This window comes from Salinifilum aidingensis (genome assembly GCF_054782015.1).
The window spans coordinates 82348-96398 of record NZ_BAAGTH010000012.1; the positions used below are offsets into that span (position 1 = coordinate 82348).

The following is a 14051-nucleotide window of genomic DNA, read 5'->3' on the forward strand; positions in this document are numbered from 1 at the left end:
CGCGCGCGTTGCGGCACAAGCACCGGCAAGAGGGTTGCCACGGCGCCGCCCGTCGCTGATGATCTCGCGGTGACCGGTGGTGCCGGCCGACTTCGGCATCGTGGACCTCGACTCGTGGAAGAGGGGGCTGCGGGCGAGACATGACCACGTCCGATCCGCACGTCGCGCCGACGCTGCGCCCGGAAGACCACCCGGGTCTGTTCCAAGCCGCTGACCAGGCGTCGCAGACGGGGCAACGCCGCTACCTCCGCGCCGTCCGCACCCGGTTGATCCTCTCGGTCCTGGCGGCGGCGTCAGCGGCGTTCACCATCGAGGCCGATGCGGTGGACTGGGCCGCGGTGGCCACCGCGTTGTGCTTCATCGGCACCCTCGGCGTCGAGGTGCTCGTGCTGCGCGGTCGACCGAGCCAGACCTGGTACCAAGGACGTGCGCTTGCGGAGTCGACGAAATCGCTGACCTGGCGCTACGCCGTCGGCGGCGAGCCGTTCCCGCCGGAGCTCCCCCCGGCCGAGGCCGATCAGCGGTTCACCCGGCGCTTGGAGGCCCTGCGAGGTGATCTGGCCGCCGTGCGGCTGCTGCCCACCCGAGCCCCGGCCATCAGCGATGCGATGCGCGCCCTGCGCAGATCCCCCTTGCCCGACCGGCGAGACGCGTACCTGATCAGTCGGATCGACGACCAGCGGACCTGGTACGCGGGCAAAGCGCTCTTCCACGAAAAACGCGCGAGCAGGTACCAAACGCTCACGATCGCCTGCGAGATCACCGGCATCGCGGGCGCGCTGGCCCGCGCGTTCGGAGTGGTCCCCTTCGACCTCGCCGGCATCGTGGCCGCCGTGGTCGCCGCACTCGCCGCCTGGTCCACCACCCGCCAGCACACCACCACCGCAGAAGCCTACGTCGTCGCCAACCACGAACTCGGGCTGATCCGCGAACGCCTGAACCACCACACCACCGACGACACCTGGGCCGAGGCCGTCACCGACGCGGAAGCCGCCATCAGCCGCGAGCACAGCACTTGGCGCTCTTCCCACAGCGAATAGGCGCCGCGTGCGGCTGCAGCCCACGGGGCGCCCCGCCCGGACGGTGGACGGTGCGCGGATACCGGTGCGGGCTCCGGGCGCGCTCCGGTCCACGGTGGACCGCCCGGCGCCGCCGAGCGCCGGAAATGCGCTGAACAGCAGCTCCGCACGATCCGTTTTCGCTCGGATGCGGTAGTGACAGGACCATCTCCGCGGAAGGATGGTGGACGGGAACGCGCTGCGGCGGTGAACAGGTGAAGCGCACGTGAACTCGACCCGGTGTTGCCGAAGCCGTCCCCGCACGCCCCGTGAACACCGAGGGGAGGCCGCATTCCGGCGTCCCCGAGCGCAGAGTGGGAGTTGCTTGGTGATCAATTCGATGCCGTTCGGCGGGGACGGGGAGCCCGACCGGGGTGGTACCGGGGAACCGGGCGCCCCGACCGGGCGCTACGTGGTGGTGCTCAGCGACGACGTGCAAGGGGACTGGTCGGCGACGAACGACGTGTTCCGCTCGGTGGCCGGGGCGTCCAACATCGCGAGCACGAACGACTTCCCGGACGGCGCGCTGGACGTCGAACAAGCGGCCTCGGCGGACGCGGCGGTGTTCGCCGAACTCGGCGTCGGCGTGATCGCGGCGGATCCCGAGCGGATGGGATCGATCATCGCGGCCGCTGGCGAGGACTCCCGGGTGCTCGCGGTCGAGCCGGAACAGACCATGCACGCGCTGGCGCAGCCGCGGTCGCTGCCGGCGGAGTACCTGCAGGGGTTCCGGGACGCCGCGGTGAACCTGTACGAGCACGTCAACGGAGGAGCGCCACAAACTCCGGCGCCGGGGGCAGCGGCCGGGCCAGGGGCGGAATTCGCGGACACGCCGGAATTCACGTGGGGACTGCAGGCCACCGAGGTCGCCCGCTCCCAGCAGAGCGGATCGGGCGTGCCGATCACCGTTCTGGACACGGGTTTCGACCTCGAGCACCCGGACTTCAAGAACCGCTCGGTCACCGCGCGATCGTTCGTGTCCGGTCAGCAGCCCCAGGACGGCCACGGCCACGGCACGCACTGCACGGGCACGGCAGCCGGGCCCGAGCAGCCGCCGAACCCGCCCGGCAGCCGCCGGTACGGGGCCGCCCACGCGGCCGACATCCAGATCGGCAAGGTGCTGAGCGACGAGGGCAGCGGCACCGACAGCAACATCCTCGCCGGCATCAACTGGGCGATCGCCACCGGCAGTCGGGTGATCTCGATGTCCCTCGGCGCGAACATCCGCGAGGTGTCGCAGCGCTACGAGCAGGTCGGGCGTCGCGCACTCGAGCGGGGCTCGCTGATCGTGGCCGCGGCCGGGAACAACGCCGACCGGGCCCAGAACGACGTCGGCTTCGTCGGCGTGCCGGCCAACAGCCGCTCGGTCATGGCGGTCGGTGCGGTGGACGACCAGCTGCGCATCGCGAACTTCTCCGCCCGCACCTATCCGGTGCAGGGCGGGCAGGTCGATATCGCGGCGCCCGGTGTTGCGGTGTACTCGTCCTGGATCATGGACCAGCGCTACAACACGATCAGCGGCACGAGCATGGCCACGCCCCACGTGGCCGGCATCGCGGCCATGTGGTCGCAGCACAGCGGTGCGACCGGGACTTCGCTCTGGGCCCTGCTGATGCGCACCGCTCGGCGGCTCGAGCTGCCCTCGCTCGACGCGGGCGCGGGTCTGGTGCAGGCACCGCGGTGACCGACCGGTTGCCAGGGGGTCCCGATGCCGGACAGGGTGACCGTGATCGTCGACGAGGACCAGGGGGTCGGGATCGACGAGCTCGCCGACCGGTTGCGCAGCGCGGGCATGCAGGTCGAGCAGGTGCTCGGTGAAATCGGGATGATCACTGGCTCCGTCCCGCGGGAGCATCGCGAGGGGGTGCGGACCACGCCCGGCGTGGCCGGCGTCGAGGACGAGACGACGTTCCACGCCCCTCCGCCGGACGACGACACCCGGTGATCTCCACGGATCACCGCGTTGCGGTTCGGTCTCGAAGAGACCCTCCCGCGGGACCGACCGGTCCGCGAACCGCCAGACTGCTCGGATGGAGCTGGATCAGCGACTCGTGGACGCGGCGGTCGACCAGGCGGAGCGCCGCGGTCGCGCGGCGGCCGCGGCCGTGTACCTGCGCGGCGGTCGAATCCTCACCAGCGTGTGCCTCGTACAACCTGAATGCCGCGGCCACGTTGTGCGCGGAAACCGGGGCGATCTGCCAGGCCTACACGCTCGGCGTCCCGGTCACCGCTTCGGTGTTCGTCAGCAAGTGGGAAGGCGCCAGCAGTTTCTCGGTCCTCGCGCCCTGCGGGATGTGCCGAGAACGCCTCGCGCTGTGGGGACCGGACGTTCAGGTGGGCGTGGCGGATCCGGAATCCGCGTCCGGCTGGAGCGCGCGGACCCTCCGGGAGCTCAACCCGTTCTACTGGGGCGAGCACTTCGCCGACGGCGACGCCTGGCCGTCCTCCACCGCGCACGCGTCCTGAGCGCCGGGGATCCCGCGGCACGGGAGATCCGGCCGCGGCGACAACTGCCCCGGCACCACCGCATGCTCGTCGGACATACTTCGTCCCGTTCTACTCGCCCGTCAGGAAATTCTCCGCTTCGGTCGCGAGGAAGTCCCCGGCCATGCTCCCGACAGCTCCGCCGACCACGGTGCCGACGCCCGGGCAGATCGCGGAGCCGACCGCAGCACCGGCCGCTGCTCCACCGAGGCTGGCCCCGGCATCCACCGCGGCCTCCCCGGCCGTGTCGGTCCCGGTCCCGCAATCAATCGCTTCCGAGGTCAGCGTCATCGCTGTCCCCGCACGAGGCACTCCGCGCAGAACAGAGCTCGCCCCTTTGGCGACTTTCGAACCGCCTTTCACGTACTTGCTCGCGCCCGCAGCGGCGATATCACTTCCCCGACCCAGCTTCTCGGCGAGCCGCCCCGTCCTCTCTCCTCGCGCATCCGCGACTTTTCTCTGGGCACGGTCTGCACGGCCGCGACCTTGGCCTCGGCGGCGTCACTGCTGTGGTCCGCAGCCTTGGCCATCCTGTCCATCTCCTCGGGCCGGCCGTCCAAGGCATCAGCCCTCTCGAAGAGCGCGGAGGCGCTGTCGCTGGTGGTCTTGATCGCGGTCAACCCGCCGGTCACCGCTCGCATCACGTGGGTCTTGACGGTGTTGACGGTCTCGTTGGGATCCTTCAACTGGCCTTCGGGCTTGCGGTGCGCTTCCTCCTGCTTGCTCCGCGCGTCCGCGACCGTGTCGCCGGCGGCCTCGAACGCCTTCTGCTTCTCCTCAGCGAGTTGTTCGGCGCTTCTCCGCCTGATCGCGCTGGGCGGCGATGAACAGCGGCACCAGTCCGGCGAGGACGAGCACGAGGGCCAGGGGAAGGAGCCACCAGGCAACATCGGGTGTCTGTGGGGTGCGCCACTGGATCGCGCACAGCGGGAGGAGCGCCAAGCCCAACGCGGTGTTCAGCGCCAGGACCGCCTTGGCGCACCGCGCTGCCGAAGCCCAGGTGGCGGTGCGTTTGACCATGCCGGGTGGACGATCGCGTGGTAGTTCGCTTTCCGGAGTGGTGCGTGCGATGCCGAAGGCGGTGCCGGCGAACAGCATCGTGGTCGCGAGGTAGAGGAATACCGGGAGGAAGACGGAACCGACGGTCTTGGCCGTCCACGCATCGACCCCGCTCGGTCCGATGTGCTGGGGAACCTGTTCAGGCAGGTCGGGGTACACCGTCGCTGCCCACGCGGTCATGGTGACCAGGAGCGCGAGGCTCGGCATCAACCACAGCCGTGGAAACCCTGGCCGGGTATCGGTGGACATCGCGCCTCCCGCTGGACGTCTGCCGCGGCATATGCACCCTATCCGGCAGCATCCGCACAGACGGCCCTCACCGGACGCGCATGCGAGCGAGCAGGGGTTCCCGGCCGGACCTGTCCTCGGTCAAGACCGTGCAGCTGGCGCTCGGGCACTCCTCCCCCATGACCACGCTCGAGACCTGCACCCACGAGTGGCCCGAGACGATCGAGCGCACCCGACCGTTGGTCGATGAGTCACCGGAGCCGATGTAGCGGCTCATCTCGCACGCGAGGTGCTCCCCGCGCTGGAGCCGTCGCTCACTCAGCGCCCGGCCCCCACTCCGGCGCAGGTGAGAGGCCGTCCCCGCGGTAGAGCCCGCGCTTGCCGATGTACTGCACGATCCCGTCCGGGACGAGGTACCAGACCGGCAGGCCCGCGCGCACGCGATCGCGGCAGCCGGTGGAGGAGATCGCCATGGCGGGTATCTCGACGAGCGAGACCGACCCCTCCGGCAGGTGCGCCCCGTTGAGCGAGTAGCCGGGCCGCGTCACGCCGATGAAGTGCGCCAGTTCGAAGGCTTCCTCGGCGCGGTGCCAGGACAGGATCTGCTCCAGCGCGTCCGCACCTGTGATGAAGTACAGGTCCGCGTCCGTGTACTGGTGGTGCAGGTCCTTGAGCGTGTCGACGGTGTAGGTCGGGCCGGGCCGGTCGATGTCCACCCTGCTGGTGAGGAACCGCGGGTTGGAGGCGGTGGCGATGACCGTCATCAGATAGCGGTCCTCGGCCGCGGACACGCGCTCGTGGCTCTTCTGCCAGGGCTGGCCCGTGGGGACGAACACGACCTGTTCCATCCCGAACTGGGCCTGCACTTCGCTGGCCGCGACAAGGTGACCGTGGTGGATGGGGTCGAAGGTTCCGCCCATGACACCGATGCGACGCCGCTGCGACATGGGCTCCAAGCTTAGGAAGCCGCATCAGCGGAGATCGCGCGGGGGTGCCCGCCGCGTGCTGCGGCGCACGGTCACCGCCGAGCGCGGCGCAGTCCGCGCGGCGCGGGACGCGCGCCCCGGTTGCTCCGCCCTGCCGGGGCGCGGCCGGAGCGGTGCCCCGCGCACCGGAGGTCCGGGCACGCGGGAAGTCCCGGCACGCAGGAATCCGGGCACGCGGAGCACCGCACGCCTCCGAGATGCTTCCCCTCACCCCGGAGCCGTGGCGCTTCGGCCACCACCGAGTCTGAACCGCCGGTTCCAAGATCGCCCGCCGACGCGGAACACGCGCCGAGTCAAGCCCGACACGACCCGCGTTGTGGACAACTTGTCACCCGGTGGCGTGGGGACGGGTTCCAATTTTCATGAAAATTGCGCCAACTGGAACGATTCCAGATGAGGGGGAAGGTTCCGTCGGCCCGCTCGCCGGCAGGCCGGCCCACTGCGGTCAGTTGGCCGGGCGCACGTGCCCGTCGCCGTGCACGAGCCACTTCGTCGAGGTCAGCTCCGGCAGCGCCATCGGCCCGCGCGCGTGCAGCTTCTGCGTGGAGATGCCGATCTCCGCGCCCATGCCGAACTGGCCGCCGTCGGTGAACCCGGTCGAGGCGTTCACGACCACCGCTGCCGCGTCGACCCGCGCGGTGAACGCGTTCGCCGCGCGCAGGTTCTCGGTCAGGATCGCCTCCGTGTGCCCCGTGCCGTGCGCGCGGATGTGCTCCACCGCGCCCTGCAGGGAGTCGACCACGCCCGCGGTGATGTCCATCGACAGGTACTCGGTGTTCCAGTCCTCGTCGGTGGCCGGCACCACCGTCGGCCCGCCGTGGGCGGCGACGCGCTCGTCGGCGTGCACCGTCACCCCCGCCTGCCCCAGCTCGGACAGCGCGCGGGGGAGGAACTCCTCGGCGATGTCGGCGTGCACCAGCAGCGTCTCGGCCGCGTTGCACACGCTGGTGCGCCGCGTCTTCGCGTTGAGCAGCACGCGCAGCGCGGTGTCCACGTCGGCGGCGGAGTCCACGTAGACGTGCACGTTGCCCACGCCGGTCTCGATGGTGGGCACGGTCGCCTGCTGCACCACGGTGGAGATCAGCCCCGCCCCGCCGCGCGGGATGACCACGTCGACCAGGCCGCGCGCGGTGATCAACGCGTGCACCGAGGCGCGGTCGTGGCACGGCAGCAGCTGCACCGCGTCCTCCGGCAACCCGTGCTGCCGCAGCACCTCGCCGAGCACCGACACGAGCACCCGGTTGGACTCCTCCGCCGAGGACGACCCCCGCAGCAGCACGGCGTTGCCCGACTTGAGCGTGAGCCCAGCGGCGTCGACGGTGACGTTCGGCCGCCCCTCGTAGACCATGCCGACGACGCCGAGAGGCACGCGCACCTGCTGCAGCCGCAGGCCGTTCGCCAGCGTGCCGCCCTGCACCACCTCTCCCACCGGGTCCGGCAGGTCCGCGACGGTGCGCAGGCCGGCGGACATGTCCCGGATCCGCTCCGGGGTCAGGCGCAGCCGGTCCACGATGCTGTCCGGCGTGCCGGCGGCGCGGGCCGCGGCGACGTCCTTGTCGTTGGCGGCGCGGATCTCCGCTTCGCTGTCGATGAGCGCCTCGGCCATCGCCTGCAGCAACGCGTCCTTCGCGTCGCGCGTGGCCGCGGCCAGCTCGACCGACGCGGTCCGGGCGCGCTGGGCGGCGGATCGGACCTGCTCCTGCAGCTGGCCCCCGTCGGCCGCCTCCTGGCTGTCTGCGGAATTCGTCGCGGTGGTCACGGTCCCAGCCTAGAGACCGCGCGGGCGCGCGCGCCGCCCGGGTGCGCCCGCGCGTGCCCGCGCGGGCGCGCGGCGTGGCCGCCACCGCGCACGGGTTGACCAGCCCCGGCCGGCCCGGCTGGCCGAGCCCGACACACCGCGCGTCGTGCGGGCCCACCGCGCCCGGGCCCGCCGGAGCGGTGCGGTAGGAATCGAGGTATGGACGAACACGTCGTGCGCGAGATGGCGGAGGACCGGCTGCGCGCCCTCGCCGGGGAGGACGCGTCGCTGCGCGAGGACCAGTGGGAGGCGATCCGCGCGCTGGTGCTGCACCGCCGTCGCGCCCTGGTGGTGCAGCGCACCGGCTGGGGCAAGTCGGCCGTGTACTTCGTGGCGACGGCGCTGCTGCGCGAGCTCGGCGAGGGGCCCACGCTGATCGTCTCGCCACTGCTGGCGCTGATGCGCAACCAGGTCGCCGCCGCTGCCGCCGCCGACGTGCACGCGGCGACGATCAACTCGGCCAACGCCGAGGACTGGGCCGGCATCGAGGAGCAGGTCGCCACCGGTGAGGTGGACGTGCTGCTGATCAGCCCGGAACGGCTCAACAGCCCCGAGTTCCGGGAGAACGTGCTGCCCTCGCTGGGTTCCGAGCTCGGCCTGCTCGTCGTCGACGAAGCGCACTGCGTGTCCGACTGGGGCCACGACTTCCGCCCGGACTACCGGCGCCTGCGCGGCCTGCTCGGCGAGCTCGCGCCCGACGTGCCGGTGCTGGCGACCACGGCCACGGCCAACGACCGCGTCGTCGAGGACGTCACCGAGCAGCTCGGCGTCGGCGCGGGCGAGCACGACGCGGGCGAGGCGGAGACCGGCGCGCTGGTGCTGCGCGGCAGCCTCGACCGGGAGAGCCTGCACCTGTCGGTGGTGCGGCTGCCGGACACGCAGACGCGGCTGGCCTGGCTCGGCGACCGGGTGTCGCGGTTCACCGGGTCCGGCATCGTCTACGCGCTGACGGTGGCCACGGCCGAGGAGGTGGCCGCCCACCTGCGCGAACAGGGCCACGAGGTGGTGTCCTACTCCGGCCGCGACGACGCCGAACAGCGCCAGCGCGTCGAGGACGACCTGCTGAACAACCGGGTCAAGGCGGTGGTGGCGACCTCCGCGCTGGGCATGGGCTTCGACAAGCCCGACCTGGGCTTCGTGGTGCACTTCGGCGCGCCGGCCACCCCGATCGCCTACTACCAGCAGGTGGGCCGCGCCGGGCGCGGCGTGCGGCGCGCCGACGTGGTGCTGCTGCCCGGTTCGGAGGACCAGGACATCTGGCGGTACTTCGCCTCGCTGGCCTTCCCGCCCGAGCCGACCGTGCGCGCGGTGCTGGCGGCGCTGGCGGACGCGGACCAACCGCTGTCCACCGCGGCGCTGGAGCCGCACGTGGAGCTGGGGCGCGCCCGGTTGGAGATGGTGCTCAAGGTGCTCGACGTGGACGGGGCGGTGCGCCGCGTCCGCGGCGGCTGGGAAGCCACCGGGCAGGAGTGGCACTACGACGCGCAGCGCTACACGCGCATCGCCGAGCAGCGCGCCGCCGAGCAGCGGGCGATGCTGGAGTACCTGGACACCGGCGAGTGCCGGATGCGGTTCCTCCGGCGGCAGCTGGACGACCCGGGAGCGGAGGACTGCGGCCGGTGCGACAACTGCACCGGGGCGCACCCCGAGGTCGACGTGCCGGAGGAGCGGGTGCGCCGGGCGCAGGAGCGGCTGCAGCGGCCCGGCGTGGAGATCGCGCCGCGGCGGCAGTGGCCGAGCGGGTTGGACGCCTTCGACATCCCCGCCTCCGGCCGGATCGCCGCTGAGCAGCGCGCCGAACCGGGGCGCGCCATCGCCCGGTTGACCGATCTGTCCTGGGGTTCCCGGCTGCGCGGTCTGCTGGACGGTGCGCAGCCGCCCGACGACGACCTGGTGCAGGCGTGCGTGCGGGTGCTCGCGGCCTGGGAGTGGGAGCAGCGACCGGTCGGCATCGTGGCCGTGGAGTCGCGGCAACGGCCCAACCTGGTCCGCGGACTGGCCCAGCGCATCGGCTCGATCGGGCGGCTCCCGCTGCTCGGCGAGGTCACCGCCACCACTGGGAGCACCCCGCACGGCACGAACAGCGCCCGCCGGGTGCGGGCGCTGTGGTCGCGGTTCGCGCTGCCGGACGAGCTGGCGCAGCACCTGTCCGGCCTGAGCGGACCGGTGCTGCTCGTGGACGACTACGTCGACACCGGTTGGACGGTGGCGGTGCTCAGCAGCAGGCTCCGGCAGGCCGGTGCTCCCGGGGTGCTGCCGCTGGTCCTGGCCAGCGCGAGCTGACGCGGCGCGGGACACGTTCAGTGCGGACCCTCCCCCGCCCGAGGAGGACCGTTCGTGTCATTGCACGTGCCGATCAGGGCGGAAGAATGGGTGGACCGGCGCCCGTCCCACGACGCGGACGGCCGCACAACCCGAAAGCGTTGCGACGCACCCGGCAGCGGATCATCACCACCGGGTGCGGCCGCTAGGATGGTCGGGCTGCGGACTCGTCGCAGTCGGGAAGGACGTACTCCGGAGCGGTCCGCGGCCGGCCACGCGATCGCGGGCAGCGCGGTGGCGCGGCGGCCCGCAGCGACCCGACGCGAACAGGCGGTGATTCAGTCATGCCCCACCCGTTTCGCTGGCAACCCGGCGAGGGGAAGCGGCACGCCACGCTGACGCCACGTCCCCGCGGGGGTTTCCCGGACGGAACGGAGGTCGACGCGCTCTGCGGCGCGCGCGTGACGGCCGACAACTCGGACGTCGCCTGGTTGTGGAGCACCTGCACGGAGTGCAACGAACAGGCGCACGCGATGGCCGGAACCCCGGGAGTGCCTCCGAGCGGCCGCTCCTGAGCCGTACCGCCGCGCCGGCACCGCCGCATCGACGCCGAGGCGCGCCGTCCGCCGGGCGCCGGCGGTGGGCCGCGTCAGCGCAGCGGCACCAGGTCGTCGGCGTGCACGACCTCGCGGCGCTGCTCCGCGGGGAGGTCGTGGGTGGAACGACCGATCAGCGCGGGCATCTCGGCCGAGTCGTAGGCGACGACGCCGCGCGCGGCCGTCTTCCCGCGCGGCGAGACCAGGTCCACGACGTCCCCGCCGTCGAACACGCCCTCCGCGGCGGTGACGCCGGCGGCCAGCAGCGATTTGCGGCGCCGCACGACGGCGTCGACCGCTCCGGAGTCCAGCCACAGCCGTCCGGAACTCCCGGCGGCGTGCGCCAGCCAGAACCGCCGCGGCGACAGCCGGTCCGCGCTGGCCGCGAAGGCGGTGCCCACGTCGGCCGCGCGCAGCGCGCTCTCCGCCAGGTCGGACGACGTCAGCAGCACCGGGATCCCCGAGGTGCAGGCCACGCGCGCGGCCTGCACCTTCGACGCCATGCCGCCGGTGCCCACGCCGGAAGCACCGGCCTCACCGGCCTCCACGCCGTCCAGATCGGCGACCGAGGACACCTCGCGCACGACGCTGGCACCGCTGCGCCGCGGATCCCCGTCGTAGAGCGCGTCCACATCGGATAGCAGGAGCAGCGCGCCGGCGTCGACGAGGTGCGCCACGAGGGCGGCGAGCCGGTCGTTGTCGCCGAAGCGGATCTCGTGGGTGGCGACCGTGTCGTTCTCGTTGACGACCGGAGCGGCCCCGAGCGACAGCAGCTTGTGCAGCGTGCGCCGCGCGTTGCGGTAGTGCCCGCGGCGCACCACGTCCTCGGCGGTGAGCAGCACCTGGCCGACGATCATCCGGTGCCGCTCGAACGACGCCGCGTAGGCGCGGGCCAGCGCTTCCTGCCCGACGCTCGCCGCGGCCTGCTGGGAGGCCAGGTCACGGGGGCGGCTGGGCAGCCCCAGCGGCGCGAGACCCGCGGCGATCGCACCGGAGGACACGACGACCACCTGGGTGCCGGCGACCGCCCGCGCGGCCACCGCGTCCACGATCTTGTCCAGCCGCGACCGGTCGAGCCCGCCCTCGGCGGTGGTCAACGACGAGGACCCGATCTTGACGACGATCCGCTGCGCGGTGGCGATCGCCTCCCGGGTGCTCACCCCCTGGCCGCTCACCGGCTGTCCCCCTCACCGTCCCATCCGTCGACGTCCGCGACGCCCTGCTCGTCATCGTCCTCGTCGAGGAAGTCGTCGTCGACGTCGTCTTCGTCACCGATGTACGCCCCGGCCGCGTCGAGGGAGCGGCGGCGCTCCTCCTTGGCCTGCTTGCGCTCCTCGGCCGAGACGCGCTCGGTCCGCTCCAACCGCGCGTCCCCGCCGCGCTGCCCCTGCATCGCGGCCACGCCCGCGGGGGTGGACGGCTCCCAGTCGAAGGTCATGCTGCCGATGGTGACCTGGCTGCCCGATTCCGCTCCTCGGCGCGCGAGCTCCTCCTCCACGCCGAGCCGGGCCAGCCGATCGCCGAGGAAGCCGACGGCCTCGTCGTTGTCGAAGTTCGTCTGCCGCACCCACCGTTCCGGTTTGGCGCCGCGGACGACGAACGCGTCCGCTTCCTCCGGGTCGGGCTCGACGGTGAAGCTGTCGTCGTCGACCGCCTTCGGGTGCACCCGCACCCGTTCGGGCTGCGGCGTCGGCAGCTGCGCGCGGAACCGCTCGACCTCCTCGGCGAGCGCGAACGTCAGCTCCCGCAGTCCTTCGTGCGAGGCGGTGGAGATCTCGAACACGCGCCAGCCGCGCTCCTCGAGCTCCGGACGCACCAGTTCGGCCAGCTCGCGGGCCTCGGGCACGTCGACCTTGTTGAGCACGGCCACCCGTGGCCGGTCGGCCAGGTCCGGCACCCCGTCCACGTCGCTGAGCGCCGGGGTGTACTCGGCGAGCTCGTGCTCGAGCGTGTCGATGTCGGTCAGCGGGTCGCGCCCCGGTTCCAGGGTGGCGCAGTCGACCACGTGCGCCAGCACGGCGCACCGCTCGATGTGCCGCAGGAAGTCGAGCCCGAGACCGCGGCCTTCGCTCGCACCCGGGAGCAGGCCGGGCACGTCGGCAACGGTGAAGACCTTCTCGTCGGCGGTGACCACGCCGAGGTTCGGCGCGAGCGTGGTGAACGGGTACTCGGCGATCTTCGGCCGCGCCGCGGACAGCGCGGAGATCAGCGAGGACTTGCCGGCCGAGGGGAAGCCCAGCAGGCCGACGTCGGCGACGGACTTGACCTCCAGCACGAGGTCGAGCTGGTCACCGGGGTCACCGAGCAGGGCGAAGCCGGGCGCCTTGCGAGCGCGCGAGACCAGCGCCGCGTTGCCGAGGCCGCCGCGTCCACCGCTGCCCGCGGTGAACGTCGTGCCCTCGCCGACGAGATCGGTGACGACCTCCCCCTCCGAGGTGAGCACGACCGTCCCGTCGGGCACCGGCAGGACGAGGTCCTCGCCCGCGGCGCCGTGCCGGTTGTTGCCCTTGCCGGCCTTGCCGCTGCTGGCCTCGACGTTCGGCCGGTAGTGGAAGTCCAGCAGCGTGTGCACCCCGGGGTCGACGACGAGCCGGACGTCGCCACCGCGGCCGCCGTTGCCCCCGTCGGGCCCGGCCAGCGGCTTGTACTTCTCGCGACGCACCGAGGCGACGCCATTACCCCCGTCGCCCGCCTTGATGTGGATGGTCACGCGGTCGACGAACCGCGACACGGACACGGATGCCTCCTGAGCAAAAAAGCGAGGGGCGGGTACCGGGGTGTCCCGGACCCGCCCCTCGGCAGGGTTCGAATCGGCCGAGAGCGGGTCAGCTCTCGGCCGGAACCACGGATACGGCCTTGTCCCGGCCGCGGTACCGCCCGAACTGAACGGTGCCCTCGGACAGCGCGAACAGCGTGTCGTCCTTGCCGCGGCCGACGTTCGCGCCGGGGTGGAAGTGCGTTCCACGCTGCCGCACCAGGATCTCACCAGCCCTGACGACCTGACCGCCGAAGCGCTTCACACCGAGAAACTTCGGGTTCGAGTCGCGGCCGTTCCGGGAGCTCGATACACCCTTTTTCTGTGACATGACTCAGGCCCTCACTTGTTGATGCCGGTGACCTCAACACGGGTCAGCTTCTGCCGGTGACCCTGCCGCTTGTGGTAGCCGGTCTTGTTCTTGAACTTGTGGATGCGGATCTTGGGACCCTTGGTCTGCTCGACCAGACGGCCGGTCACCGACGTCTCCGCCAGCTTGCCCGGGTCAACCGTGACATCGGAGCCGTCGATGACCATCAGCGGCTGGAGGTTGACCTCGGAACCCGGCTCGCCATCGAGCTTCTCGACCTCGACGACGTCTCCGACAGCCACTTTGTACTGCTTGCCGCCGGCCTTGACGATCGCGTACATCAGTCGGAAGTCTCCTGCTGCTCGGTTTCGCTACTTCACCAGGTACTCGGCGCTACGCCCCGCTCCGGCCCGGAGGCCGGAGGTCGACACGCCGCTGGTGCAGCGTCTCGGTGGTTCCTGTCTCGACAGCCGAGCCACACGGGCGATCGCCGCCGCAACAGGCTTGAGTCTCTC

The 14051-nt window shown here is 72.1% G+C and carries 16 protein-coding genes; 7 read left to right on the plus strand and 9 right to left on the minus strand.

The window, feature by feature from the left end; all coding sequences use genetic code 11:
• The first annotated feature begins 140 nt into the window (after positions 1-140).
• The 4 genes from ACYVJE_RS16675 (at position 141) to ACYVJE_RS16690 (ending at position 3524) form a co-directional block, all read left to right on the plus strand.
• Positions 141-1040 carry a DUF4231 domain-containing protein gene (locus tag ACYVJE_RS16675; RefSeq protein ID WP_461145185.1) on the plus strand — a complete coding sequence of 300 codons (900 nt, stop codon included), beginning with the start codon at positions 141-143 and terminating at the stop codon, positions 1038-1040.
• Positions 1041-1386: 346 nt separating this feature from the next.
• On the plus strand, positions 1387-2742 hold the full coding sequence (locus ACYVJE_RS16680) for a S8 family serine peptidase (protein ID WP_461145186.1): 1356 nt from the start codon (positions 1387-1389) through the stop codon (positions 2740-2742).
• 24 nt (positions 2743-2766) lie between these two features.
• Positions 2767-3003 (plus strand): hypothetical protein, encoded by a 237-nt coding sequence (locus ACYVJE_RS16685; RefSeq protein WP_459158722.1) that lies wholly within the window; start codon positions 2767-2769, stop codon positions 3001-3003.
• Positions 3004-3230: 227 nt separating this feature from the next.
• The gene (locus tag ACYVJE_RS16690; protein ID WP_461145187.1) at positions 3231-3524 is read left to right on the plus strand and encodes a cytidine/deoxycytidylate deaminase family protein; all 294 of its coding nucleotides are present in this window, start codon (positions 3231-3233) and stop codon (positions 3522-3524) included.
• Positions 3525-3614: 90 nt separating this feature from the next.
• On the opposite strand, the gene ACYVJE_RS16695 is transcribed toward ACYVJE_RS16690, so the two are convergent.
• From ACYVJE_RS16695 to ACYVJE_RS16705, 3 genes are all read right to left on the minus strand, one after another.
• Entirely contained in the window at positions 3615-3833 is a 219-nt protein-coding gene (locus tag ACYVJE_RS16695) for a hypothetical protein (protein WP_461145188.1), read from the minus strand.
• Positions 3834-3901: 68 nt separating this feature from the next.
• Positions 3902-4228, minus strand: a complete 327-nt coding sequence (locus ACYVJE_RS16700) for a hypothetical protein (protein ID WP_461145189.1) — start codon at positions 4226-4228, stop codon at positions 3902-3904.
• A gap of 91 nt (positions 4229-4319) precedes the next feature.
• Positions 4320-4850 (minus strand): DUF1648 domain-containing protein, encoded by a 531-nt coding sequence (locus ACYVJE_RS16705; RefSeq protein ID WP_461145190.1) that lies wholly within the window; start codon positions 4848-4850, stop codon positions 4320-4322.
• An 80-nt stretch (positions 4851-4930) separates the two neighbouring features.
• On the opposite strand from ACYVJE_RS16705, the gene ACYVJE_RS16710 reads away from it, so the two are divergent.
• A complete protein-coding gene (locus ACYVJE_RS16710; protein ID WP_461145191.1) occupies positions 4931-5098 on the plus strand; it encodes a hypothetical protein in 168 nt (55 codons plus the stop codon).
• Between the two features lie 45 nt (positions 5099-5143).
• On the opposite strand, the gene nadD is transcribed toward ACYVJE_RS16710, so the two are convergent.
• Positions 5144-5776, minus strand: a complete 633-nt coding sequence (gene nadD / locus ACYVJE_RS16715) for a nicotinate-nucleotide adenylyltransferase (RefSeq protein WP_461145192.1) — start codon at positions 5774-5776, stop codon at positions 5144-5146.
• Positions 5777-6260: 484 nt separating this feature from the next.
• Positions 6261-7574 (minus strand): glutamate-5-semialdehyde dehydrogenase, encoded by a 1314-nt coding sequence (locus ACYVJE_RS16720; protein ID WP_461145193.1) that lies wholly within the window; start codon positions 7572-7574, stop codon positions 6261-6263.
• Between the two features lie 198 nt (positions 7575-7772).
• Between ACYVJE_RS16720 and ACYVJE_RS16725 the strand changes: the two genes are divergently transcribed.
• Together ACYVJE_RS16725 and ACYVJE_RS16730 are read left to right on the plus strand one after the other, a co-directional pair.
• On the plus strand, positions 7773-9896 hold the full coding sequence (locus ACYVJE_RS16725) for a RecQ family ATP-dependent DNA helicase (RefSeq protein WP_461145194.1): 2124 nt from the start codon (positions 7773-7775) through the stop codon (positions 9894-9896).
• Between the two features lie 323 nt (positions 9897-10219).
• Positions 10220-10450, plus strand: a complete 231-nt coding sequence (locus tag ACYVJE_RS16730; RefSeq protein WP_459158703.1) for a zinc finger protein — start codon at positions 10220-10222, stop codon at positions 10448-10450.
• Between the two features lie 74 nt (positions 10451-10524).
• Here ACYVJE_RS16730 and proB read toward each other — a convergent pair whose 3' ends face one another.
• The 4 genes from proB to rplU all read right to left on the minus strand — a co-directional run bounded on the left by proB (position 10525) and on the right by rplU (position 13877).
• On the minus strand, positions 10525-11646 hold the full coding sequence (proB, locus tag ACYVJE_RS16735) for a glutamate 5-kinase (protein ID WP_461145195.1): 1122 nt from the start codon (positions 11644-11646) through the stop codon (positions 10525-10527).
• On the minus strand, positions 11643-13202 hold the full coding sequence (gene obgE, locus ACYVJE_RS16740) for a GTPase ObgE (protein ID WP_461145260.1): 1560 nt from the start codon (positions 13200-13202) through the stop codon (positions 11643-11645). The genes proB and obgE overlap by 4 nt, the downstream gene beginning before the upstream one ends.
• A gap of 94 nt (positions 13203-13296) precedes the next feature.
• Entirely contained in the window at positions 13297-13557 is a 261-nt protein-coding gene (rpmA, locus tag ACYVJE_RS16745) for a 50S ribosomal protein L27 (protein WP_459158701.1), read from the minus strand.
• A gap of 11 nt (positions 13558-13568) precedes the next feature.
• Positions 13569-13877: a 50S ribosomal protein L21 gene (rplU, locus tag ACYVJE_RS16750; protein ID WP_459158700.1), complete on the minus strand. Its 309-nt coding sequence runs from the start codon at positions 13875-13877 to the stop codon at positions 13569-13571.
• Between the last annotated feature and the right edge of the window lie 174 nt (positions 13878-14051).